The sequence below is a fragment of the Acidisoma silvae genome (assembly GCF_020618775.1).
GTDB lineage: Bacteria > Pseudomonadota > Alphaproteobacteria > Acetobacterales > Acetobacteraceae > Acidisoma > Acidisoma silvae.
Genome location: NZ_JAESVB010000001.1, coordinates 147,336 through 170,190, shown reverse-complemented (window position 1 = coordinate 170,190; position 22,855 = coordinate 147,336). Strand labels below are relative to the sequence as shown.

Genomic DNA, 22,855 nt, shown 5'->3' with positions numbered 1-22,855 from the left:
CTTACTGCGCGCTGGGGCCGAAGCCGACAAAGCCAGCAGCGGCATTGGGTGAGCCGGAGCCGCCGGAATAGGCCGGTGCGCTTTCGGCAAAGCTGCCGGTCTGCGTCGCGGGATGGGCCGCCACCGTCTGATAATGCTTCTGCTTGCCGGTTGTCTTGGCGGTCGCGGCAGCGGTGGCCGGCGCGCTGAAGAAGCCGACCGGCGTGTTGACGACCTTCTGGTCTTTCGAGCTCAGCCCGATCGTATTGGCCGGCGGCTCGGCCATCGGCCCCTGTGCGTCGGTAATGTCACCGCCACCGGCATGCATCAGCGTCACGAGCAGGAAGGTGATGCTATTGCGGCCGAGCGAGACGGATAGGTCGATCGGGGTCTGGCCGACCGCGTCGGTGGCGCCGAGGTCAGCGCCGCGCGACAATGCGTCACGCGCGGCCGTGAGGTCACCGCGATTGATGCTGTCGAACAGTTCGTCATTCGGCGACAGCAGGGTGGCATCGACCGTGCCCTGGTTGACCGGACCGGAACGACGGGCACCGGGCAGACCGGCGACGGATGGCTGCGACGCCGGACCGCCATTGCCACCCTGGACGACGGGCCCCATGGAATTTGGCGAAGGCAGAGCCGCCTGGGCCATGGCGTGGTGAACCGGCATGGCGGCCGTCGCGAGAAGGCCCATGAGCAAGCCGGGCACAACCCGCGTAATGATCCGACTGGTCATATCTTTATCGTCTGCTCCGTCCGGGAAAGCGGAAGCCCCAAGGGACTGTGCCGTCTTTCGCGTTATGATGGCGTCCGCTGCGGGCCTTATCAGCCGAAGGCAGGGTTCAGCCACCAAAATCCCACATTGAGATAGGCTCCATAGCAGAGCCAGAGCAGAGAAGGGAGTAACAAAGCGGCCGCAAGGCGATCCCGATACCAAAAAGCATAGGCCGTTGCAGAAGCAGTGCCGAACAGCGGCAACAGGACAACCAGCCCCGCCACCGGCGCATGCAGGCCGAAAAAGGCCGGCGCCCAAAGGGCGATGAGCGCGATTTCCCAAGCCCAGAGGCGCAATGCCGCGCGCGGGCTGAGGCGCCAGGGGTCCAAGCGCCGCCACAAGACCCAGGCGGATAGGCCCAGGCTGAGATCGGCCAACAGCCAGAACAGGGCGAAGACGGCATTAGGCGCCGTCAGGGGCGGCTGGCGCAGCGACAGATACCAATGATTCACAGCATGACCGGCGACGCCGGACGCTGCCGCCTGAACGAGCAGCGACAGTCCGACGAATCCGATCAGGCCCAGAATCTGGCTGCCACTGCCGTGACCACCGCCGGATTGCTGCGAATTACGGAAGACACACCCCTTCCCTGCTCGATGCCGACGGCAAGGAGCTTAGGGGGCGATTATGAAGCTTGGAAGACGGTCGAAGGCGGGAGCCGACCGGCGGTCAGGACAATCCGCCGTGATCGCGGGTCAGCGCAGGTTGCGGTCAGGCGCGCTGGCGGCAATCGCCGTGCCGTCGAAAGCCGGAGCGGCGGCAAACTGCACGCTCTGCGTGAACAGCGCCTTGTCGGAGCGGCGTTCTGCCACGCTGCGCAGATCCGCCGGCGCACGATCACCGAGTGCGATCTGCGGCGCCGGGCTATTGGCGGCCATCAGAGTTGCCGGTGCGCCATGCGCATAGATGAAGCCATAGGTCGGGTAGACCGAGCCATAGGTCGCGGAATGGCCGAGCGCCATGCGCACCGCCGTCCAGTCATTATTCGGAGAGACGTCGACGACCGAGATATCGGAGGAGACGCCGCCGCGCACAAAGCCGGGGCCGCCCCAATTGGCTTGGGTAATCAGGATTTCACGGCGATTGACCACTTCCTGCACGACCGCGACATGGCCAAGGCGCATGCGGCCATTGGCCCGGAAGTTTAGAACGCTGCCGGCAGCCGGGGACTGGCCGCGATCGTAGCGGCCCGCAGCCTCATTCCACCAGGTAAAGGCATTGCCGGAGAGCGATATGCCGGACACCTGCCGGGCATAGGGCACGCATTCCAGGTAACCATGGTGATAGACGCCGTCACCGTAGAGCGCGACCGTATTGCGGGTCCGCCAGATGGCGCGGGTGTACAGCTTGCCGTGGCGGCGGTAGGTATAGACCACCCGCTCCTTCATCGCATGGCCGTGCGCGCTCGCGGATGCGACGGCGGTGCCATGGTGATGGGCGTTATGGGCGACAACCGTGCGGCCGTGGGTCTTGGCGCTGGCGATATGGGTCGCATGCTTGTGCGACGCCGAAGCATGCAGATGGTGATCAACTTTTTGGGTATGCGCGAAAGCCGAGACGGTAACCAGCGATGAGCCCGCAATCAAAAACGATGCAAAAACACAGACTTTGCGGGCTAAACTCTGCATCGGTTCACGGGCCATCCGTTTAAGTGTCTTCAGCAGTTCGTGAGACCGGGGTAACGGAGCCGTGTTTCCCTGACAACCGCAGATCGACAAAAATGCATGTCAAGACGCGTTTTAGTCGAATTTCGCTACAGAGCGTGAGGTGTTTTAGGATCAAAGTCCTAAAAATTGCCTTTCCGTAGGCTGCGACATGGTTCGGGCAGCCCGGTGGCTTCTGCAACTCTTAGATTCGAGTGCAGTGCAGCAAAACGATACGAATGGGAAAAACTGGCGGAAATCCGCCCGATGCCAGGCGAGGCCTGGTCAGCACCCGCGCGGCAGGGCCGGAGCCAGGCCCGTGACGGGCGGCTCCGGGTCGCGACGATAGTTACTTACAGGCCGTAACCATGATTTCGACGAGGTGCTTGTCGTCGGCCATATTGGCTTCGACGCAAGCGCGCGCCGGGGCCAGGCCTTCCGGCAGCCAGGCCTGCCACAGCGCATTCATCGCAGGGCGGTCGCCGATGTGCTTCAGCCAGATCTGGGCGGTCAGCAGGCGGGTCTTGTCGGTGCCATGCAATTCCAGCAGCTCGTCGATCTGTGCCAGCACTTCCTCGGTCTGGCCGGTCACGTCCTTGTCCAGGTCCTGGGCGGTGCAGCCCTGGAGATAGACGAAGCCATGATATTCGACGGCGGCCGACAGGATCGGGCCGGCATTGGTGCGGAGAATCTTGCTCATGAGAAATCCTCGGAGGTGAGAACGAAGCGCGCGGCGGTTGCGTGCCCGCCCGACCTATAGCGCCCTTCCCGCTGTCTTGCGACGTGCGCTCAGACAGAAACCGGCCGTAAAACGACTGTCGGCGCGACAAGCTCGTCCTGCGCGGCGATCAGCGCGATCTCCCGCTGTCCCAGCTCGACCGTGCGGCGCAGGATGCCGAAAATGGCCGAGCCGGCCGCGCTCAGCGCGTCCGCCGCCGATTTTCCTTGCAGCGTATGGACCAGGAACAAGGCGGCGATGGCGTCACCGGCGCCATTGACCGCGATAGGCAGCAGCGGCGCGCGCAGGCGGACAAACTCACCGCCCTCGGCCGCCAGCATATCAAGATGATCGTCCGGGGTTTCCGGCGTGCGCAGGCTTGTCACCAGCACGCGGCGCGGGCCGCGCGCCTGCAATCTGGCGACCGCGTCCTTCACACCCGCCAGGGTGTCGCAGGGCAGGCCGGTGAGCTGGCGCAGTTCGAACAGATTGGGGGTCAGGATGTCTGCCGCCGGGACGATCCTGTCCCGCATCAGCTCCGCGATGCCCGGACGGACATAGACGCCGGTATCGTCATCGCCGATGACCGGGTCGGCACAATAGACGGCGCGCGGATTGGCAGCCCGAAGGCGGTCATGGGCATGCAGCACCGCTTCCGCGACCGCCGGGTCACCCAGATAGCCGGACAGCAGCGCGTCGCAACGGGGCAACACGCCACGCTCCTCGATGCCGGTCACAACCTCACGGATCAGATCCGCCGGCAGCACGCTGCCACGCCAGCTGCCGTAACCGGTGTGGTTGGAGAACTGCACCGTGTTGACGGCCCAGACCTCCGCCCCCAGCCGCTGCATGGGAAAAACGGCGGCGGCATTGCCGACATGCCCGTAGGAGACCCAGGACTGAATCGAGAGGATGTTCATGACATTCTGACTAACACGAGTTTTTGCGCCGCTTGAAAGGGTCCTGCGCCATACGCGCCATGAAGCCGCCTCATGTCGGGTTCAGCCTTGTGGTGCGATGCGGTGGCAGAATTGCACCTGCCACCCATATGCCGCCCGTCGCCGCATTATCACCCCTTCCAGCTGAGGACGTTTTCATGGCGCGCGTGCCGCTTTTGTTCCAGCCGATCAGCTTTCGCAGCGTTACCGCGCGCAACCGCATCGCGGTCTCGCCCATGTGCCAGTATTCGGCCATCGACGGCCTGCCGAACGATTGGCACGTCCAGCATCTGGGTGCCCGTGCCATGGGCGGCGCCGGCATCGTCTTTACCGAGGCGAGCGCGGTTTCGCCCCTCGGCCGCATCACGCCGAACGATCTCGGTCTCTATAATGATGCGCAGCAGGCGGCTTTCGCGCGCCTCGCCGCGCTGATCGCCCTGGGCGGCGCCATACCCGGCATCCAGATCGCCCATGCCGGCCGCAAAGCAAGCTGCACCCGCCCGTGGGAGAGCGACAGTTTTATACCGGTGGCCGAAGGCGGCTGGCAGACCCAGGCCCCGACCGCCCAAGGATTTTCCCAGACCAAGGACCGCGAGCCGCACGCCCTGACGCCGGCCGAGATCGGCACCGTCGTCGCACAATTCGCCGCCACCGCACGCCGCGCACTGGCGGCGGGCTTCAAGATCGCCGAAATCCACGCAGCCCACGGCTATCTGCTGCATTCCTTCCTGTCGCCCATCAGCAATACGCGGACCGACGCCTATGGCGGCGATGTGAACGGCCGGGCGCGGATGCTGATGGAGGTGCTGGACGCCGTGCGCGCGGTCTGGCCCGCCGAACTGCCGTTGTTTGTGCGACTGTCCTGCTCAGACTTCATCGCCGGCGGGCTGACGCCGGACGGCGATATCCTGACCATCGCCCGGATGATCGCGGCGCGCGGCGATGTCGACCTGATCGACTGCTCGGCCGGCGGCATCGCGCCCGAGCAAAAAATTCCCTCGCTCCATCCCGGCTATCAGGTGCCCTTCGCGGAAAGCCTGCGGCGGGACGCGGGGATTGCGACCGGCGCGGTGGGGCTGATCGAACAGCCCACCCATGCCGCTGAAATCATCGCCAACGGGCGGGCCGATATCGTGCTGCTCGCCCGTGCGGTGCTGGCCGACCCTGCCTGGCCCCTGCGCGCGGCGCGGCGTTTGGGGGTGGAGGTCGAACTGCCCGGTCCTTACGGCCGGGCGACGGTCCACGAATAGCAGGCGGCCGGAAACGAAGCTCACGTGGTGACTTTTCGTTTCTTTTATGAAATAAAAAGACGATCCCGCACCGGATCGCGCTTGAAGCTAGAGGATGAAAGCCGATGAAGTTCACAGCCCCCACCGCGCCGCGTCTGGCACTGGCCCTTGGGCTCGCCGCCGCCTGCGGCCTTGGCCCGGTCATCAGCACCGCCCACGCGCAGAGCACCAGCCAGCCGGCAACGCTGTCACCGGGCAGCGCGGCAGCGCCCGCACCGACCAGCCCGACGACGCCGGCCGAAGTGCCTGCTCCGTCAGCCACGCCCGCCGCGACCGACAAGGCCAGCCCCGCTCATCGCCACGGCAGTCAGGCTTTGAACACCTATCTGACGGCGCTTCATAAAGACCTGAAGATCACGCCCGACGAGGAACCGCAGTGGACGGCCTTCGCCGATACGATTCGCGATAACGCCGCCCAGCTGGGACAGGCCTATCGCGCGCGGCGCCAGCAACTGCCCACCATGGACGCGACGCAAGACCTCAGCTCCTTCATTCAGGTGGAACAGCTGCGCCTGGACGGGCTGAAGAAGAGCTCCGACGCCTTCAATACGCTTTATGCCGCGATGCCGGCGGACCAGAAGAAGGTCGCCGACGGCGTCTTCCTGTCCGACCTGCCGGGCGGCCCGCGCCATAAGGGCCCCGCCAAGGCCAAGGCCGCGCAATAAGGAACGGCGCGGCGGAGGGGCCGAGATGCCCCTCCGCCATTTCTTTAGGCGCGGGGCAGATGCGCGTGATCGCGGCTTCGGCAACCCCGCAGTTGCCATAAGCGACCGGTCCCTTTATAGGCGGCGGCTTCCGCGCTTCCGGTCGTATCGGCGGCGCCGACTGGAACGGAACCCATGAAGCCAAACATTCATCCCGACTACCACGAGATCAACATCATCATGACCGATGGGACGGAGTATAAGACCCGTTCCTGCATGGGATCCGCTGGCGACACGCTGCGCCTGGATATCGACCCGAAGTCGCATCCGGCCTGGACCGGCCAGCAGCGCATTATCGACACCGGCGGCCAGATCGCGAAGTTCAACAAGAAGTTCGCCAGCATCGGCGTCCGCAAGGGCTGATCGCGCGTCTTTCGACCGCCTGACGATTTTTTGAGAGCCGCTTCTTGAACGAGAAGCGGCTCTTTCTATTTCTGGTCTATCGGGGTGCCCAATGGGGCCTTGATGACTGAGAGTGATTGGGCCGGCCCTTTGGCGGTCCTGACATATGACCTTGCTTTATCAGGAGGTTTTCCAAATGACTCGTGACTTCACGCCCTTATTCCGTACCGCGATCGGCTTTGACCGTCTGGCCCAGATGGTCGAAGGATTGCAGGACACATCCCCCACAACCTTCCCGCCTTATAATATCGAGAAAACCGGCGAAGACGCCTATCGCGTCACCGTCGCCGTCGCCGGTTTCGCGCCGGATGATCTCGACGTTACCGTGCGGGACAATACCCTTCTCGTCTCCGGCCGCGTGCAGCAGCCGCAGGGCGAAAAAGTCGCGACGCTCTATCGCGGCATCGCCGGACGGTCTTTCGAGCGCCGCTTCGCGCTGGCCGACCATATCGTGGTCGAAGGCGCCAGCCTCGATAACGGCCTTCTGCATATCGCCCTAAAGCGCGTGGTGCCGGAGGCGCTGAAACCGCGCCGCATCGGCATTGCGACCGTCAATGCCGCACAGAAGGTCATTTCGGCTGAGCTGCCTGCGAGCGAAGCGCCGGCCCAGGCCGCGTAACTCCGCTCTCAAGCGTCAATGATGGGAAAAGGGCCGGGCAGCCGGCCCTTTTTCATGTGAAACCGGCCAAACCACCCTTCCCGCCTCACGCGACCTTGACCCGTTCCGTTTCGCTTCCACCTCATGAAAGGCTGGATAGGCATCGACCATCGCCGCCGGACGCGTCTAAGGAAGAGATCGGCGAGGGAGGGTTTGAGTCTGGTTTTTCACCTGCGAATCCGCCGGCTGCCGAAAGTGCCGCCGGCCGTATGGTTGGCCTCCGTCGTTTTCGGCCTGTCCCTCGCGTCGCCGACACGGGCCGCTGACCCGCAGCCTTATGCCGTCACCTTCACGCCGTCCGGCGACAAGGCGATCGACACGCTTGTGTCCCAGACCTCCAATCTTGCAGCGCTCCGCACCAAGGCGCCGGCCGGCCCCTTCGCGCTGGTTCTGCGTGCGCGCGGCGATGTGACGCGGCTACAGACCGTGCTGAACAGCGCCGGCTATTACGACGGCGCCGTCACCATCACCATCGACGGCAAGTCCCTCGACGATCCCAACTTGCCCCAGACCATTACCGATTACAGCGCCGCCACGCCGATCCCGATCGTCGTCACGCTGACGCGCGGGCCGCTGTTCCATTTGGGCAAGGTCGCGGTGAAGGGCGATGTGCCGGCGCCGGCGATGAGCGCCTTCCATCTTAAAAGCGGCGATACGGCGGAAGCCGCCAAAGTCATCGCGGCGGGCGCCGACCTGCAAAGCGAATTGCAAAACGAAGGCTATGCCTTCGCCAACGTCAGCACGCCCACCGCCTTTGAGAATCCTGGCGACCATACAATCGACGTCACCTATACGGTCACCACCGGGCCGCGCGTCGATATCGGGCCGATCAATCTGGCCGGGCTGAAAAACGTTCATCCGGGCTTCGTGCGGCGCGAACTGACGATCAAGGACGGCCAGCGCTATAATGCCGGCGCCATCGAGACCGCGCGGCAGAACCTCGCCGGCCTCGGCGTCTTCTCCTCCGTCCAGGCCGTGCCGGCGACGGCGGTCGGGCCGGACGGGCGTTTGCCCGTCACCTTCGTCATGCGCGAAGGCCCGCCACGCACCGTCAGCTTCACGGCCGGCTATGCGACCGATACCGGTGGCGTGCTGGGTGCCAGCTGGACGCATCACAACCTGTTCGGCAATGGCGAGACGCTGTTGCTGAGCGCGCAGGCGACGGGCCTTGGCGGGTCAAGCACCGATGGGCTCGGCTATAATGTGGGCGCGACCTATACGCTGCCCGCTTTCTTCCGGCGCGACCAGCAACTGAGCTTCAATGTCAGTGCCTTCAAGCAGGATTACACCGCCTACAAGCAGACGGGCGAGACGCTGGGCACCACCTTGACCCGTCAGCTCGACAAGCATTGGAGCCTGTCGGCTGGCCTGTCCGGCACCACGGAAGAAGTCGATCAGGAAGGGTCGGACAACCATTACCTGCTCGTCCAGCTGCCGGTGACGCTGAAATACGACAGCACCAATTCGCTGTTCGATCCGACCAAGGGCATTCGCGCCACCGCCAGCGTGACGCCGAGCGAATCGCTGCTCTCGCCGTCCGCCTTCTTCACCATCCTGCAGCTTTCTGGTTCGACCTATCTGGATCTGACCGGCAATGGCCGCAGCGTCATCGCGCTGCGCGGGTTGGTGGGCACGGTGCAGGGCGCCTCCACCTTCCAATTGCCGCCCGACCAGCGCTTCTATGCCGGCGGCAGCAGCACCATTCGCGGCTATTCCTATCAGTCGGTCGGGCCGCAATTCGCCGACGGCAATCCGATCGGCGGCACCTCCATCGATGCCGGCACCATCGAATACCGCCAGCGCTTCGGCAAAAGCTTCGGCACCGCGCTGTTCGTCGATGCCGGGCAGGTCGGTGCGACATCCGCGCCCTTCCAGGGCGGCATCAAGGTCGGCGCCGGCATCGGGCTCCGCTACTACACGCCGATCGGACCGATCCGCGTCGATTTCGCGGTGCCTGTGGTGCATGAGGAAAACAGCGGTAATTTCCAGATCTATATCGGCATCGGGCAGGCCTTCTGATGCGCGCCCCGTCAGAACAACCGCTTCCGTATCGTCCGCGCACCTGTTGCGCGGATCTACCCCACGCCGCGGCCCTACGGGTAGATGCGCGGCCTGAAGCCGCGCATGACGCAGACTGGAAGGCCGGCGCATGAGACTGCTCGGCAAGATCGCGAAATGGCTCGGCATCGCCATCGGCATTCTGCTGCTGCTGGTTCTGATCATCATAGGCGGGGTTATCGGTGCGCTACAGACCGGCGCGGGCCAGCGCTTCGTCGAGAATTTCGCCAATAAGGAAGCAGCAGGAACCGCCCGCATCACCGGCCTGTCCGGCACCGTGCCGACGAACCTGCATATCGCGAAGGTGGAGCTGCTGGACGCGGACGGCACCTGGGCGACGCTGACCGGGCTGCATCTGCAATTGCAACTGATGCCGCTGCTGCACCGCGCACTCGTCATCGACATGCTGCATGCCGATGCTATCGCCCTGATACGGCCGGAAAAAACCACGCCCCCCGCCAAGCCCGCGCCGTCCAGCGGACCGATTTCGGCCTCCATCCCGCCGCTGCCGATCAAGGTCTATCTGAACGATCTCAGCATCCCGAAGGTCAGCATCGCCCAGGCCTTCACGGGCAAGACGGCCATCGATGTCAGCATCACCGGCCATGCCCAGGTGACGGGCGAAAATGCCGGGAGCGCTCATCTGGCCATCGCCGATCTGGACGGCCAGGGCCGCTACGGCGCGGATCTGGCGCTCAATGGGCAGGCGTTGACCGCCACCCTGGCGCTGGACGAGCCCGCCCACGGCATGATCTCCCGCGTTGCTGGCCTGCCGGATCTGGGCGCGCTGCATCTGGCCGCCAAGCTGGACGGGCCGCAGAACGCGGCGCCGCTCACCCTGACCCTGTCGGCGGGCGACCTGACCGCCGCGATCAACGGCACCGTCAATATCCCGGGCGAGGCCGCCAACCTCGCCATCACGGCTCATGCCCCGGCCATGACCCCGGCGCCCGGTCTGCATTGGCAAGGCGTCGATGTCGCGCTGAAGACCAGCGGCCCCTTTGCGAAGCCGAATGCGACCGGCCATGCCAGCCTGACCGGACTGACCGCGCAGGGCATCGCGCTGAAATCGCTCGATGCCGATGTGCAGGGCAATCTCGGCGCGGTCGCGCTGAAGGCGAGCCTGGCCGGCCTTGTCGTGCCGGGCCTGCCGGCAAGCCTGCTTGGCGACACGCCGATTGCCGTGACGGCCAATGCTCGGCTGGACCAGCCGGATGAGCCGGTTCATGTCACCATCGACCATCCGATCGCCCATCTGGCACTGGCCGGCACCCTCAAACCGGCGATGAGTGCCGATGTCACGCTCGACCTTCCCGACCTCACGCCGCTGGCGGCTTTAGGTCAGCAGGATATCGCGGGCAGCGCGCATATCACCGCCCATGCGACGCGCGACGCGGCGGGCACCGATACTCAGGCGACATTGGCGGCCGATATCGCGCTGACCCGCGCTATGCCCCAGGCCATGGCGCTGACGGGCGGCAAAGTTCACCTGGCGCTTACCGCCGGGATGGCGGGCCAGACCGTGACGCTGTCAAACCTCACCCTGCATGGCGACCATATCGATCTCGGCGCCAAAGGCAGTCTTGAGCAGGCAAGCCAGACCTTGGCGCTCGACTGGACTCTCGCGCTGAGCCGGCTTGCCGATATCGCGCCGCAAGTAACAGGCTCCGTTGCCATGACCGGCCATGCCGCCGGCACCTTCAAGAACCTTGCGCTCCAGAGCGAGGTGAAAGGCACCGTCGGCACCACCCAGGGCGGAAAGGCGGTGGAACAACTGTCCGGGCCGATCGACCTGAAAGTCGATGCCACCGGCCTGCCCAATGCGCCGCAGGCCAATATCACGCTGACCGGCAAGCCGGCCGGGTCACCAGCCGATATCGCGATCAGGGCCGCCCGCAGCGCCGGCGGCGCGATGACGGCCACCATCGACCGGCTGACCTGGAAAAGCCTGTCCGGCCAGGGCGCGGTCGCGCTGGCCGCCGGCGCGACGCTGCCCACGGGCAATATCGCCATCGACCTCAAGCGGCTGGCCGATTTCCGTTTCCTGATCGCCGCCCCGCTGTCCGGCAGTCTGGCGCTGAAGCTGGACGCGCCGCCGCAGCAGGCGGCCCATCTGGTCCTGCAAGGCCGCAGCCTCGCCTTCGGCACGAATAGGGTCGCCGCCGTCGACCTGACCGGCGATGTCCGCAATCCGACGGCCGCGCCGGATATCGATGCCCGCGTGAAACTCAGCGGCATCGACGCCGCCAGCATCCGCGGCAATGCGACCGTCACCGCCAAGGGCCCGCTTTCCGCTCTGGCGCTGACGCTGGATGCGACACTGCCCGATTTGCAGGGCGCGCCGGCCAGCGCCCAGACTCGCGCGACGCTGGATCTGCCCCATCAGCGTGTGGCGCTGGCAGCGCTGACGGCCGCCTGGCATGGCGAGACGCTGCGGCTGCTGGCGCCCGCCCATGTCGATTTCGGCAGCAAGATGGACGTCGATCGCCTGCGCATCGCCCTCGGCACGGCAACCGTCGACGCGGCGGGCAGCATCAGCCCGCGCCTGAACCTGCATGTCGCTTTGGCCAATGTGACACCGGCTTTGATCAAGCCCTTCGCGCCGACGCTTCAGGTCGCGGGGCGGATCGACGCGGACGCACGCCTGTCCGGCACCATGGCCGCGCCCAGCGGAACGGTGACGCTGAAAGGCACCGGCTTGCGGGAGACGGTGGGGCCGGCGGCCTCCCTGCCGCCCGCGACCATCGACGCGAAAGCCAATCTTTCCGGCAAGTCCGCGCGCGTTCAAGTGCAGTTGGCGGCGGGATCGGCCAGCCATGTGACGCTATCCGGCACGGCACCGCTATCCATGACCGGCGCACTGGACATGGCGCTGAACGGCCAGTTGGACCTCGCATTGATCAATCCGATCATGGAAGCCTCCGGCCAGCAGGTGGCTGGCAAGCTGAACCTCGCGCTGCGCGCCTCGGGCAGCGCCAAGGTGCCGCAGATCGCGGGCTCAGTCGCACTCGCCGGTGGGCGTTTCCAGGATTATGCCCAGGGGCTGACGTTATCCGCCATCACCGCCCATATCCGGGCGGAGGGCCAGCAACTGGTCATCGACAGCTTCACCGCCCAGGCTGGCAGCGGCAAGATCGCCATCGGCGGCACGGTCGGCGCGCTGGCTCCGACAATCCCGATCAACCTGACCGTCACGGCCGATAACGCCGATCCGGTGCAGAGCGACCTGCTGACCGCGCATTTCGACACGCAGATCCATGTTTCGGGTGCCGTGACGAGCGGCATGACCGCCGCCGGCACGATTCGCATCCGTCGCGCCGATATCAATATCCCCAGCAACCTGCCGCCCAGCGTCGCCGTGCTGCATGTTATCCGGCCCGGTGACAAGCCAACCCCGCCGGCAGGCCCGGGGCTGCCGATCAACCTGGACCTGACCTTGATCGCGCCGCGCGCCGTCTTCATTCGCGGCGACGGGCTGGAAGCGGAGCTGGGCGGCAAGCTGCATCTGGGCGGCTCGCTGGCCGCGCTGAAGCCGTCCGGCCATTTCGATATGATCCGGGGCCAGTTTTCGCTGCTGACGACGACGCTGAACTTCGCGACCGGCCAGGTTGGGTTCGACGGCGGCGACATCACCGACCCCTCGATCAATTTCCAGGCGGTGACGGATAGCGGCAACTACACCTGCACCCTGGCGGTGACGGGCTATGCCAGCGCCCCCAAGATCAGCCTGAGTTCCAGCCCCAGTCTTCCGCAGGACGAAATCCTGTCGCAGATCCTGTTCAAGACCAGCACGACCAGCCTGAGCCCATTCCAGCTGGCTGAAATCGCGTCAGCGCTGGCCTCTCTGGCCGGGGTGAATACGGGCGGCACCGCCGGCATCCTGGGCAGCGTGCGCAAGGGCCTGGGGCTTGATACCTTGTCCATCGGCAGCGGCATGGGCAATCCGACCGGCGCCACCACCACGACGCAGACGAAGACAGAAAGCGCGCCGACGCTGCAGGCCGGGCGCTATGTCGCGCCGGGCGTCTATGTCGGCGCGGCGCAAGGCACCAGCGGCGGGGCGAACAGCACGGCCGCCCAGGTGCAGATCGATATCGCGAAGGGACTGAAGCTTCAGACGCAGGTCGGCGGCGACAGCAACGGCGTCGGCGTCACCTATCAGTTCAACTATTGAGACTAGCCCCTCACCCGATTGCGCAAGAGCGTCTAAGATTTGGACTGAAGCACTTCCCCATCCGTCATACCCGCGAAAGCGGGTATCTTCTACGCCCCGTCGCAGTGCCAAAGGGAGAAGATTCCCGCCTGCGCGGGAATGACGCCGTTTCACCAAAACCTGAAACGAACTGACTGTCACCCGACCAACAAAAAACCCCCGGGCTTTGGCCTGGGGGTTTTTGTCGGAAAGATCTGATGGAGGCCGCTTCCGTGGAAGCCGCGTCCGTCCGGCTTAGTTGGTGCCGGTCACTTTCTCATGGGTTGCCGCCGGGCCTTTCTTGGTGCCGCCGCGGACGTAATCGTAATGCTTGCCGTACATCTTGTGATGGGCGCGCTTGTGGGTCTTGGCATGCGGCTTCTTGTCGACGGACGGGCCGCCCACCGGAACCGAGTTATTCGCACCCTGGCCGGAGCTCGTCACCGGATTGGTGGTGGTGATGGACGCCTTGGGGTTCGGCGGCGGCACGGACGAGTTGTCGGCCTGGGCGAAGGCTGCCGCGGGAGCCAGGGCTAGACCCAGAACGATCGCGAGAGAGGGTTTAAGGATACGCATCAATAACATTCCTGTTGAAATGGAGGACATGCGGTCTGGTTCGGCTCTACCGTGGAAGAGATTGTCTCCCTGGTCAGGCATATCGCCCATATTCCCGTAACAACTCAAGGGATTTTGAGCGTCGGTTGTCTACTTAAATCATGATCTTACAGCAGGCACAGTTCGCGGAGCGCGAGACGGAGGCTGGGTGGCAGATCGCTCCCCGCCTCGCCGGGGTCACCGAGGTCAGGCGGCGCCTCGTTCCGGTTGAGATATCGCCATCCCTGGAACGCCTTCAGGGGGCGTGGCTGGACCAGAACCAGGGCCGGATCGAGCACCAGAGCCGTGGCAGTGCTGCCGTCCTCATAATGATCAGATTGAATGTCCAGAAGGGCCTGGCGGCATTGGACCATGCCGGCAATGACCCAGTAGATGGAGCCGCCGTCCAGAAGCTCGTCCCGCCGCTTCGGCATATGCCGCGTGCGATGCCGCAGCGGCGGGTCGGACAGGGCCCGGTCCCGCTGGGCGGCGCGCAGATGATCGACATCCCGGATGCCAACGCTGAGTTTGATGAGATGGACCATGGCCAACCCGATTAAGCCAAGCGGAACCGATTCGACACCTGCGGCGAAGGGGGTTCAGAACGGCCAAACGCGATCTTGTCATCATGCGACGCTTGACAGTCTCCCCCCTGCCTCTGCGAAGCTGCATAGGAGGAATAGGAGTCGACAAGCCTCATTGCGCTTGACCCTAAGATTGCGGAAAGCGATTGCTCCGATGCCACCGGCGATGCCGGTCGGCTGGACAGGATCTTTCGCCCTATGAGCCTCCCGGAATTCCGCTTGACCGCCGCCAACGCCGCCCCTGTGACGACCGACCATAAACCGCTGCGCCGCCTCCATATGATCACCTGGGGCTGCCAGATGAATGTCTATGACAGTGGGAAAATGTCGGATGTGCTGGCGCCGCTGGGCTATGGCCCGGCCGAAAGCCCGGCGGACGCCGATATGGTCATCCTCAATACCTGCCATATCCGGGAACGCGCGACGGACAAGGTCTTTTCCGAACTCGGGCGCCTGCGGGTGATCAAGGAAACACGCGCGGCCGAAGGCAAGCAGACCATCCTGGCGGTGGCCGGTTGCGTGGCGCAGGCGGAAGGCGCCTTCATCACCGAACGCGCGCCCTATGTGGATATCGTGCTGGGGCCGCAGACCTATCACCGCTTGCCGGAAATGGTCGCCCGCGCCCATCGCGCCGCCGGCCCGGTGATCGAGACCGATTTTCCGGTCGAGCAGAAATTCGACTTCCTGCCCGAGACTGCGCCCAGCGCGGAGCGCGCCGTGACGGCCTTCCTGACGATCCAGGAAGGCTGCGATAAATTCTGTTCCTTCTGCGTGGTGCCCTATACGCGCGGCGCGGAAGCCAGCCGCCCGGCGGCGGCCGTGATCGCCGAGGCAAAACATCTGGTCGCGCGGGGCGCCCGCGAAATCACGCTGCTCGGCCAGAATGTGAATGCCTATCACGGTGCCGGCGCGGACGGACGGGACTGGGGCCTGGCCCGCCTTGCCTATGCGCTGGCCGACATCCCCGGTCTGGATCGCATCCGCTACACGACGTCCCATCCCCGCGACATGGATGACGACCTGATCGCCGCTCATGCCGATCTGCCGGCGCTGATGCCCTTCCTGCACCTGCCGGTGCAATCGGGCTCGGACCGGATACTGGCCGCCATGAACCGCCGTCATACCGCTGACGACTATCGCCGGCTGATCGAAAAGCTTCGCACGGCGCGGCCCGACATGGCTTTCTCGTCGGATTTCATCGTCGGCCATCCGGGGGAGACGGCGGCCGATTTCGAGGCCACTATGCAACTCGTCCGCGATATCGGATTCGCCCAGGCCTATAGTTTCAAATATTCGCCCCGCCCCGGCACGCCGGCGGCGGGCAGCCCCGGCATGGTGGCCGAACCCGAAAAGGATGGCCGTCTGGCCGAATTGCAGGCTCTCATCCGCGCGCAGCAGGATGATTTCAATGCCCGCACCGTGGGGCTGGAGATCCCGGTGCTGGTGACCGGCGCTGGCCGCCATGCCGGCCAGATCAACGGTCGCTCGCCTTATCTCCAGGCCGTGCATATGGATGGCCCGGTCTCCCTCACGGGACAGGTCGTGCCCGTGAAAGTTCAAGGTCTTATGACGAATTCGCTTACCGCTACCCTCATCAATGCCTCTCCCACACAGGAGCGAGCCAGCGCTTGACCCAGATCTCGGCTGACGAACGGTCGAACACCAATCCACTCCAGGGCAAGGGCGCGCCGCCCGCCCTGGGACGATCGGTGACCTTGCAGTTTGGGAACAACGCCTTGTTATCGCAGTTGCTGGGCGACCATGACCGGCATCTGATCCGTATCGAACAGGCGCTGGGCATCCGCCTGGCCTGTCGCGGCAACCGCATCGCCATCACCGGCGACGAGGCCGGAATCGAGACGGCGCAAGCAACGCTGAACGGCCTGTATGAGCGGCTGGAGCGTGGCCATAAGCTGAGCAGCAGCGATGTCGATGCCGCCATCAAGCTGAATACGCGAAGCGCCGAACCGCGCCTGCCGCTGGCGGATCTGCCGGCCATCCGCACCCGCAAGGGCGCCATCCAGCCGCGCAGCCAGGCCCAGGCCGGCTATATGGAAATGCTGGCCCGCAACGAAATGGTCTTCGGCGTCGGCCCGGCCGGCACCGGCAAGACCTATCTGGCGGTGGCCCAGGCCGTCGCCATGCTGCAGACCGGGCAGGTGGACCGCATCATTCTCTCCCGCCCGGCCGTGGAAGCGGGCGAGCGTCTGGGCTTTCTGCCCGGCGACATGAAGGAAAAGGTCGATCCCTATCTGCGTCCGCTCTATGACGCACTGAATGACATGATGCCGGGCGATCAGCTTGCCCGTCGTATGGCGGCCGGCGAAATCGAAGTGGCGCCGCTGGCCTTCATGCGTGGGCGCACCCTCTCCCATGCTTTTGCCATTCTGGACGAGGCGCAGAATACCACGTCCATGCAGATGAAAATGTTCCTGACCCGCATGGGCGAGGGAACCCGGATGGTGATAACCGGAGATCCGACCCAGGTGGACTTGCCGCCCGGTATCGGCTCCGGCCTTGTCGATGCGCTGGCGACCGTCGAGGGCGTCCAGGGCATCGGCGTCACGCGATTCGGACAACAGGATGTCGTGCGTCACCCGCTGGTGGCACGCATCGTCGCAGCCTATGACCAGCGAGCAACGGCCGAGAGGGACGTCGTGCGGGATGCACGGCGCCACCGGCCCCGTGAGAGTGAAAGTGGAACCTCCAAGTAGTTACAAGGCACCCGGCGCCGACCCTGTGATCATCGTCGAAGATCAGGGCTGGCGCCGGTTTGTGCCACGACTGGAGGAGCGGGTTCTCCGCTCCATCCGGGTCGCCCAGACCACCGTCCCCGACGTGGTCGTGGATACCGTTGTCCTCACCGATGACCGGACCGTCCGCCAGCTCAATGCGCGGCATCGCGGCCGTAACAAGCCGACCAATGTGCTGACCTTCGAGCCTGCGGGCTTCGGCGTGGGCGGCGAGTTGGTGCTGGCCTTGGGCGTCGTGCGCCGGGAAGCCGCCGCCGAGCGCAAAACGCCGGCCCAGCATCTGGCCCATCTGCTGGTCCATGGCGTGCTGCATCTGGACGGTGAAGACCATCACCATCCCGGCGACGCCCGCCGGATGGAGATGGCGGAAAGTCGTATCCTCAGCCAACTCCGCGTGCCCAACCCCTGGAGGGCGGCACGATGAGCAGCCATAACGAATCCTTCTTCAGCCGCATCCTGTCGATTCTCGGCCGCCGTGGGAACGAGCAGACGCTGCGCCAGTCGATCGCCGATCTGGTGGAGGAAGCCGGCACCAATCCGCAGGGACAGGGCGACGAATTGCCCGAGCTTGACCGGCAGGAGCGCCTGCTGATCGGCAATATCCTGCGGCTGCGGGGCACCATGGCCAATGACGTCATGGTCCCGCGCGCCGATATCGTGGCGTTGCGGGTCGATCTGACCCTGGACGAGACCTTGCAGCGCCTGCGGGAGGAGCAGCATTCCCGCCTGCCGATCTATCGCAGCGAGCTCGATGATATCGTCGGCATGGTCCATATCAAGGACGTCTTCGCCTATATCGGCCGGCCGGAGGAGTTTTCACTCGAAAAGCTGGTGCGTAAACCGCTGATGGTGGCGCCCCAAGCGCCGGTGCTGGACCTGCTGGTGCAGATGCGGCAGGCCCGTGTGCATATGGCGCTGGTCATCGACGAATATGGCGGCGTCGACGGGCTGGTGACCATCGAGGATCTGGTCGAGACGATCGTCGGCGATATCGACGATGAGCATGACGATATCGAGGCGCCGCTGATGACCGAGCGGCCGGACGGGACGCTGGATATCGCGGCGCGGCTGCCGATCGAGGATTTCGAGGAAAAGATCGGGCCGGTGCTGACGCCGGAGGAGCGCGCCTCCTCCATCGATACCGTGGGCGGTCTGATCTTCACGCTCGCGGGCCGCGTGCCCGCTCAGAACGAGATCATCACGCATCCGAGTTCCGGGGCTGAATTCCAGGTGCTGGATGCCGACGCCCGGCATATCCATACCGTACGCGTCACGCCGCCGCCCCCCAAGAACGAGACGGAAGGCGCCGCCGCCGCGGCGTAACCCCCAAAGATGCGCCTGTATGACATGCGGGCGCATCTGCGACCGGGGCCGGGACTTGCGATCGGCATGGTGGTGATGTCCTCCCTGCTCTATTCGCTGGGCTACGCCATCACCAAGCAGCTGATCGAAACCTGGCATTTCGATCCCATGCAGCTTTTCCTGCTGCGCTCGCTTCTTGTGCTGGCGGGACTGGCCGCCCTGCCGCTCGTCGGACGCAAGCCGCCGACGCTGGCCCGCATTCTGCGCCCGCCGCAGGCCTGGACGCAGCGCGGGGCCGCAACGGCGCTCGTCGTTTCCGCCCTGCTCGCCATGATCGGCTATGCTAATCTGCCGGTGACGACGGCGACCGCCTTCAGCTTCACGGCGCCGCTTCTGCTCACCGCCATGGCGGCGATCTTTCTGGGCGAGCGTGTGCCTGCCATCCGCTGGTGCGCGGTGGCGCTCGGCTTCCTGGGCGTACTAGTCATCGTGCATCCCTGGGCCAGTGGCCGGCATGAGGACGGGCATCTGATCGGCGTCCTGGCCGCCTTCGGCTCGGCCGTCCTCTATGCCGTGCAGCAGATGCTGCTGCGCCGCGCCCGCGACACCAGCACGACCAGCGACGTGGTGGCGCAAGCGGCCATGATCGGCATTCTTCTCTTCGCGGCTTTCATGCCCTTCGTGTGGAAAGCCGTGCCGCTGGCCGCGATAACGCTGATTGTGCTCGCGACCGTGACGCAGACGGGTGGCCTGCTGACCATCGCCGTTGCCATCCGCATGGGCGAGGTTTCGAAGCTTGCCCCCTGGCAATATGGCGGCATGGTCTGGGCCATGCTTCTGGACCTGTTCATGTTCGGCCATGTGCCGGGCATGGTGGCGCTGATCGGCGCCGTGATGATCGTGGCGGGCGGCCTGCTGTCGCAGGTTAAACTGCGGCGGCCCTTTGCGATGAGAAAGGTGGAGTTACCGCGATGAATTCGATTTTCGTGCAGATCAAATGCGAGTTGGGCCGGGCCTATCAGGTGGCCGCGCAATTGGCCGATGAATTCGAGAATGCGTCCCAGATCTATTCGACCTCGGGGCATTGGGATCTGCTGGTGCAATTCCGCCTGGATGACGGCCTCGACCCCGGCTTGTTCGTAAACGAACATTTGCACCGCGTGCCGGGGATCAAGGACACCTATACCATCATGGTCTTCGACGCCTTCACCCCCAGCGGCGGCTGACGCGTTACGCCGCCTTGGCGATCATCCCATGCGGGTCGATGACATATTTACGGGCCGCGCCCGCATCGAAAGCCTCATAGCCCTGGGGCGCGTCTTCCAGCCCGATCACCGTCGCATTGACGATATCGGCGATATTGACGCGGTCGTAGAGGATCGCCTGCATCAGCATGCGGTTGTAGCGCAGCACCGGCGTCTGGCCCGTATGCAGGCTATGGGCCTTCGACCAGCCCTTGCCGAAACGCAGTGAAAGACTGCCTTCCTTCGCCGCCGCGTCCACCGCGCCCGGATCGGCGGTGACGTAGAGGCCCGGAATGCCGATGCTGCCGGCCGCCCGCGTGATGTCCATCATCTGGTTCAGAACCACCGCCGGCTGCTCGCCGCCGGAATGGCCGCGCGCCTCGAAGCCCACGGCGTCGATCGCCGAATCGACCTCCGGCACGCCGACGACATCGGCGATCATCTCACCCAGCCGGTCATGCTTGGAAAGATCGATCGGCTCGAAGCCCATCTTCTTGGCATGGGCCAGACGCTCGGGATTGAAATCGCCGATCATCGTCACCGCCGCGCCCAGCAGTCGGGCGCCGGCTGCTGCGGCCATCCCCACGGGGCCGGCACCCGCAACATAGACTGTGGAACCAACGCCGACCTTGGCCGAAACCGCGCCATGGAAGCCGGTCGGAAAGATATCCGTCAGCATGGTCAGGTCACGGATTTTGGCCATGGCCCGCGCCTTGTCCGGGAACTTCATCAGATTGAAATCGGCATAGGGCACCATGACGTAGCGCGCCTGCCCGCCGATCCAGCCGCCCATATCGACATAGCCGTAGGCGCCGCCGGGCCGCCCGTCATTCACCGTCAGGCAGACGCCGGTATCGCCGCCGCGACAGGTGCGGCACCGGCCGCAAGCGACATTGAAGGGCACGGAGACGAGATCGCCCTTCGCGACCATCTCCACGTCCCGCCCGGTCTCGATGATCTCACCGGTGATTTCATGGCCCAGCACCAGCCCGGCTGGCGCCGTGGTGCGGCCACGCACCATATGCTGGTCCGAACCGCAGATATTGGTCGCGACGATCTTCAGGATCGCCGCATGTTCGATCCGCCGTCCGTCCGGCGCTTCCAGCTTGGGGTCAGGAATATCCTGCACTTCGACATGTTTGGGGCCGAGATAGACGACGCCGCGATTGCCGCTCATGGCTTTGCTTCCCTTTCGGCCGATCTTCTCACCCGGGCGATCTGCCCGGCGGGATGGCCTGACGGTTAGCGTCGCGCGAACCGGCCGCCGCTTCAATCACCCCTGCGACATGGGAGCAGCAGATACCGGCCACATTTTCGCGCGCAGGGTTGCCGCAGGCCGGGCTTGGTGCGAATTTGCCGCAAGACCATTCCCAGAAGATCTCAAGAGGACCGTCATGGCAAAAATCCCGGTGAAGACCCCCGTCGTCGAACTCGACGGCGATGAGATGACCCGAATCATCTGGGGCTTCATCAAGGAGAAGCTCATCGTTCCCTATCTCGATATCGACCTGAAATATTATGACCTCGGGATCGAGTATCGCGACCAGACGGACGATCAGGTGACGGTCGATGCCGCCAATGCCATCAAACAGTACGGCGTCGGCGTGAAATGCGCGACCATCACCCCGGACGAAGCCCGCGTGACGGAATTCGGCCTGAAAAAGATGTGGCGCAGCCCGAACGGCACCATCCGCAACATCCTGGACGGCACCATCTTCCGCGAGCCGATCATCTGCTCCAACGTGCCGCGCCTGGTGCCGCATTGGAACGAGCCGATCGTCGTCGGCCGCCATGCCTATGGCGATATCTATCGCGCCGCTGAGACCAAGATCCCCGGCCCGGGCCGCGTGACCCTGAATTATGTGCCGGCCGACGGCTCAGCGCCGCTGGAACTGGAAGTGCATGACTTCAAGGGTCCGGGCGTGGCGCTGGGCATCCACAATACCCTCGCCTCCATCCAGGGCTTCGCCCGCGCCAGCTTCAACTACGGCCTGGCCCGCAAATATCCGGTCTATCTCTCGACCAAGAACACGATCCTCAAAGCCTATGACGGCATGTTCAAGGATGCCTTCCAGGAAATCTTCGACGCCGAGTTCAAGGCCGAATTCGACAAGCTGGGCATCACCTACGAACATCGCCTGATCGACGACATGGTGGCCTCCGCGCTGAAGTGGAACGGCGGCTATGTCTGGGCCTGCAAGAACTATGACGGCGACGTTGAAAGCGACATCGTGGCCCAGGGTTTTGGTTCCCTTGGCCTGATGACCTCTGTGCTGCTCGATCCGTCCGGCTCGGTCGTGGAAAGCGAAGCCGCGCATGGCACGGTGACACGCCATTACCGCGAACACCAGAAAGGTCGCCCGACCAGCACGAACCCGATCGCCAGTGTTTTCGCCTGGACGCGCGGACTGATCTATCGCGGCCGCTTCGACAATACGCCGGACGTCACCGCCTTCGCCGAGACGCTGGAACGCGTCTGCGTCGAGACGGTGGAATCGGGCTTCATGACGAAGGATCTTGCCGTCCTCATCGCGAAGGACCAGCCCTTCCTGACGACGCAGGACTTCCTGGCCAAGATCGACGACAATCTGAAGCTTGCGATGGCGAAGGCCTAACCAGCTCTCGCTTTCTGCCCTGCGCCTACCCATCTCCCCTTTCGGGCTTCCGGAAGGGGAGATTTTTTATGCCGCGCCGCAAAAGCTATTCGGCTGGATTGGCGGGGCTAAGCCTTGCCTGGACGGTGCCGCAGGTCATGACCCTGCGACTGGCCAAGATCGCGCGTGGCGGCAAGCGCGGCACGGCCGAATCCCAGCTGATGGTTTCCGAAAAGATCGCCGCCGCGATAGAGGCACAATCCATCATGGCGCGGTCGCTGCTGATGGGGCAGCCCGAAAAGGGCGCCAACGCAGTGACGAAACTTTATGCCCGCAAGGTCGCGGCCAATCGGCGCCGTCTGAGCAAGGGCTGACAGCAGACCGAATGTCATCGCATGGTCATGGCGCGGCCTCTCTTCCGCGCTGAG

At 64.7% G+C, this 22,855-nt stretch carries 22 protein-coding genes; 14 read left to right on the top strand and 8 right to left on the bottom strand.

Features of this window, described 5'->3' with window-relative positions; translation table 11 throughout:
* Position 1 precedes the first annotated feature (1 nt).
* From ASILVAE211_RS00775 to pdxY, 5 genes are all read right to left on the bottom strand, one after another.
* Positions 2 to 715 carry a hypothetical protein gene (locus ASILVAE211_RS00775; protein ID WP_227319380.1) on the bottom strand — a complete coding sequence of 238 codons (714 nt, stop codon included), beginning with the start codon at positions 713 to 715 and terminating at the stop codon, positions 2 to 4.
* Between the two features lie 89 nt (positions 716 to 804).
* Entirely contained in the window at positions 805 to 1,248 is a 444-nt protein-coding gene (locus ASILVAE211_RS00770; protein WP_227320099.1) for a TspO/MBR family protein, read from the bottom strand.
* A 201-nt stretch (positions 1,249 to 1,449) separates the two neighbouring features.
* Positions 1,450 to 2,397 carry a CHAP domain-containing protein gene (locus ASILVAE211_RS00765; protein ID WP_227319379.1) on the bottom strand — a complete coding sequence of 316 codons (948 nt, stop codon included), beginning with the start codon at positions 2,395 to 2,397 and terminating at the stop codon, positions 1,450 to 1,452.
* Positions 2,398 to 2,746: 349 nt separating this feature from the next.
* Positions 2,747 to 3,097, bottom strand: a complete 351-nt coding sequence (locus ASILVAE211_RS00760; protein WP_227319378.1) for a RidA family protein — start codon at positions 3,095 to 3,097, stop codon at positions 2,747 to 2,749.
* Positions 3,098 to 3,186: 89 nt separating this feature from the next.
* Positions 3,187 to 4,035, bottom strand: coding sequence for a pyridoxal kinase PdxY (pdxY, locus tag ASILVAE211_RS00755; protein WP_227319377.1), 849 nt, complete (start codon positions 4,033 to 4,035; stop codon positions 3,187 to 3,189).
* 176 nt (positions 4,036 to 4,211) lie between these two features.
* Between pdxY and ASILVAE211_RS00750 the strand changes: the two genes are divergently transcribed.
* The 6 genes from ASILVAE211_RS00750 (at position 4,212) to ASILVAE211_RS00725 (ending at position 13,338) form a co-directional block, all read left to right on the top strand.
* Positions 4,212 to 5,303, top strand: a complete 1,092-nt coding sequence (locus tag ASILVAE211_RS00750; RefSeq protein WP_227319376.1) for an NADH:flavin oxidoreductase/NADH oxidase — start codon at positions 4,212 to 4,214, stop codon at positions 5,301 to 5,303.
* 104 nt (positions 5,304 to 5,407) lie between these two features.
* Complete coding sequence (locus ASILVAE211_RS00745; RefSeq protein WP_227319375.1) at positions 5,408 to 6,007, top strand: Spy/CpxP family protein refolding chaperone; 600 nt, start codon at positions 5,408 to 5,410, stop codon at positions 6,005 to 6,007.
* Between the two features lie 174 nt (positions 6,008 to 6,181).
* A complete protein-coding gene (gene rpmE, locus ASILVAE211_RS00740) occupies positions 6,182 to 6,409 on the top strand; it encodes a 50S ribosomal protein L31 (RefSeq protein WP_227319374.1) in 228 nt (75 codons plus the stop codon).
* A 175-nt stretch (positions 6,410 to 6,584) separates the two neighbouring features.
* On the top strand, positions 6,585 to 7,067 hold the full coding sequence (locus tag ASILVAE211_RS00735) for an Hsp20 family protein (RefSeq protein WP_227319373.1): 483 nt from the start codon (positions 6,585 to 6,587) through the stop codon (positions 7,065 to 7,067).
* Between the two features lie 192 nt (positions 7,068 to 7,259).
* On the top strand, positions 7,260 to 9,125 hold the full coding sequence (locus tag ASILVAE211_RS00730; protein ID WP_227319372.1) for an autotransporter assembly complex protein TamA: 1,866 nt from the start codon (positions 7,260 to 7,262) through the stop codon (positions 9,123 to 9,125).
* A 130-nt stretch (positions 9,126 to 9,255) separates the two neighbouring features.
* Positions 9,256 to 13,338 carry a translocation/assembly module TamB domain-containing protein gene (locus ASILVAE211_RS00725; RefSeq protein ID WP_227319371.1) on the top strand — a complete coding sequence of 1,361 codons (4,083 nt, stop codon included), beginning with the start codon at positions 9,256 to 9,258 and terminating at the stop codon, positions 13,336 to 13,338.
* 273 nt (positions 13,339 to 13,611) lie between these two features.
* Here the strand turns inward: ASILVAE211_RS00725 and ASILVAE211_RS00720 are convergent, their stop codons facing one another.
* The gene (locus ASILVAE211_RS00720) at positions 13,612 to 13,932 is read right to left on the bottom strand and encodes a hypothetical protein (protein ID WP_227319370.1); all 321 of its coding nucleotides are present in this window, start codon (positions 13,930 to 13,932) and stop codon (positions 13,612 to 13,614) included.
* 146 nt (positions 13,933 to 14,078) lie between these two features.
* Entirely contained in the window at positions 14,079 to 14,495 is a 417-nt protein-coding gene (locus ASILVAE211_RS00715; RefSeq protein ID WP_227319369.1) for a DUF1489 family protein, read from the bottom strand.
* A 318-nt stretch (positions 14,496 to 14,813) separates the two neighbouring features.
* Here ASILVAE211_RS00715 and miaB point away from each other — a divergent pair, with 318 nt between their 5' ends.
* Genes miaB through ASILVAE211_RS00685 form a run of 6 tightly spaced genes read left to right on the top strand, consistent with a single transcriptional unit; the run spans position 14,814 to position 19,815 of the window.
* The gene (gene miaB / locus ASILVAE211_RS00710; protein ID WP_227320098.1) at positions 14,814 to 16,166 is read left to right on the top strand and encodes a tRNA (N6-isopentenyl adenosine(37)-C2)-methylthiotransferase MiaB; all 1,353 of its coding nucleotides are present in this window, start codon (positions 14,814 to 14,816) and stop codon (positions 16,164 to 16,166) included.
* A gap of 5 nt (positions 16,167 to 16,171) precedes the next feature.
* A complete protein-coding gene (locus ASILVAE211_RS00705) occupies positions 16,172 to 17,248 on the top strand; it encodes a PhoH family protein (protein ID WP_406566008.1) in 1,077 nt (358 codons plus the stop codon).
* Entirely contained in the window at positions 17,232 to 17,711 is a 480-nt protein-coding gene (gene ybeY, locus ASILVAE211_RS00700) for an rRNA maturation RNase YbeY (protein ID WP_227319368.1), read from the top strand. The genes ASILVAE211_RS00705 and ybeY overlap by 17 nt, the downstream gene beginning before the upstream one ends.
* Entirely contained in the window at positions 17,708 to 18,610 is a 903-nt protein-coding gene (locus tag ASILVAE211_RS00695) for a hemolysin family protein (protein WP_227319367.1), read from the top strand. The genes ybeY and ASILVAE211_RS00695 overlap by 4 nt, the downstream gene beginning before the upstream one ends.
* A 9-nt stretch (positions 18,611 to 18,619) precedes the next feature.
* Positions 18,620 to 19,564 carry a DMT family transporter gene (locus ASILVAE211_RS00690; protein ID WP_227319366.1) on the top strand — a complete coding sequence of 315 codons (945 nt, stop codon included), beginning with the start codon at positions 18,620 to 18,622 and terminating at the stop codon, positions 19,562 to 19,564.
* Positions 19,561 to 19,815: an Lrp/AsnC ligand binding domain-containing protein gene (locus ASILVAE211_RS00685; RefSeq protein WP_227319365.1), complete on the top strand. Its 255-nt coding sequence runs from the start codon at positions 19,561 to 19,563 to the stop codon at positions 19,813 to 19,815. Before ASILVAE211_RS00690 ends, ASILVAE211_RS00685 begins: the two co-directional genes overlap by 4 nt.
* Positions 19,816 to 19,819: 4 nt before the next feature.
* On the opposite strand, the gene fdhA is transcribed toward ASILVAE211_RS00685, so the two are convergent.
* Complete coding sequence (fdhA, locus tag ASILVAE211_RS00680) at positions 19,820 to 21,010, bottom strand: formaldehyde dehydrogenase, glutathione-independent (protein WP_227319364.1); 1,191 nt, start codon at positions 21,008 to 21,010, stop codon at positions 19,820 to 19,822.
* Positions 21,011 to 21,227: 217 nt separating this feature from the next.
* Between fdhA and ASILVAE211_RS00675 the strand changes: the two genes are divergently transcribed.
* Together ASILVAE211_RS00675 and ASILVAE211_RS00670 are read left to right on the top strand one after the other, a co-directional pair.
* On the top strand, positions 21,228 to 22,448 hold the full coding sequence (locus ASILVAE211_RS00675; protein WP_227319363.1) for an NADP-dependent isocitrate dehydrogenase: 1,221 nt from the start codon (positions 21,228 to 21,230) through the stop codon (positions 22,446 to 22,448).
* A 68-nt stretch (positions 22,449 to 22,516) separates the two neighbouring features.
* Complete coding sequence (locus ASILVAE211_RS00670; RefSeq protein ID WP_227319362.1) at positions 22,517 to 22,801, top strand: hypothetical protein; 285 nt, start codon at positions 22,517 to 22,519, stop codon at positions 22,799 to 22,801.
* The last annotated feature ends 54 nt before the right edge of the window (positions 22,802 to 22,855 follow it).

What these genes read in the sequence shown, in the direction of transcription:
- ASILVAE211_RS00670 (WP_227319362.1), top strand. Translation starts at nt 22,517, where the DNA reads ATGCCGCGCCGCAAAAGCTATTCGGCTGGATTGGCGGGGCTAAGCCTT.
- ASILVAE211_RS00735 (WP_227319373.1), top strand. Translation starts at nt 6,585, where the DNA reads ATGACTCGTGACTTCACGCCCTTATTCCGTACCGCGATCGGCTTTGAC.
- rpmE (WP_227319374.1), top strand. Translation starts at nt 6,182, where the DNA reads ATGAAGCCAAACATTCATCCCGACTACCACGAGATCAACATCATCATG.
- ASILVAE211_RS00750 (WP_227319376.1), top strand. Translation starts at nt 4,212, where the DNA reads ATGGCGCGCGTGCCGCTTTTGTTCCAGCCGATCAGCTTTCGCAGCGTT.
- ASILVAE211_RS00725 (WP_227319371.1), top strand. Translation starts at nt 9,256, where the DNA reads ATGAGACTGCTCGGCAAGATCGCGAAATGGCTCGGCATCGCCATCGGC.
- ASILVAE211_RS00685 (WP_227319365.1), top strand. Translation starts at nt 19,561, where the DNA reads ATGAATTCGATTTTCGTGCAGATCAAATGCGAGTTGGGCCGGGCCTAT.
- ASILVAE211_RS00690 (WP_227319366.1), top strand. Translation starts at nt 18,620, where the DNA reads ATGCGCCTGTATGACATGCGGGCGCATCTGCGACCGGGGCCGGGACTT.
- ASILVAE211_RS00675 (WP_227319363.1), top strand. Translation starts at nt 21,228, where the DNA reads ATGGCAAAAATCCCGGTGAAGACCCCCGTCGTCGAACTCGACGGCGAT.
- ASILVAE211_RS00715 (WP_227319369.1), bottom strand. Translation starts at nt 14,495, where the DNA reads ATGGTCCATCTCATCAAACTCAGCGTTGGCATCCGGGATGTCGATCAT.
- pdxY (WP_227319377.1), bottom strand. Translation starts at nt 4,035, where the DNA reads ATGAACATCCTCTCGATTCAGTCCTGGGTCTCCTACGGGCATGTCGGC.
- ASILVAE211_RS00745 (WP_227319375.1), top strand. Translation starts at nt 5,408, where the DNA reads ATGAAGTTCACAGCCCCCACCGCGCCGCGTCTGGCACTGGCCCTTGGG.
- ASILVAE211_RS00720 (WP_227319370.1), bottom strand. Translation starts at nt 13,932, where the DNA reads ATGCGTATCCTTAAACCCTCTCTCGCGATCGTTCTGGGTCTAGCCCTG.
- miaB (WP_227320098.1), top strand. Translation starts at nt 14,814, where the DNA reads ATGATCACCTGGGGCTGCCAGATGAATGTCTATGACAGTGGGAAAATG.
- ASILVAE211_RS00765 (WP_227319379.1), bottom strand. Translation starts at nt 2,397, where the DNA reads ATGGCCCGTGAACCGATGCAGAGTTTAGCCCGCAAAGTCTGTGTTTTT.
- ASILVAE211_RS00775 (WP_227319380.1), bottom strand. Translation starts at nt 715, where the DNA reads ATGACCAGTCGGATCATTACGCGGGTTGTGCCCGGCTTGCTCATGGGC.
- fdhA (WP_227319364.1), bottom strand. Translation starts at nt 21,010, where the DNA reads ATGAGCGGCAATCGCGGCGTCGTCTATCTCGGCCCCAAACATGTCGAA.
- ASILVAE211_RS00760 (WP_227319378.1), bottom strand. Translation starts at nt 3,097, where the DNA reads ATGAGCAAGATTCTCCGCACCAATGCCGGCCCGATCCTGTCGGCCGCC.
- ASILVAE211_RS00695 (WP_227319367.1), top strand. Translation starts at nt 17,708, where the DNA reads ATGAGCAGCCATAACGAATCCTTCTTCAGCCGCATCCTGTCGATTCTC.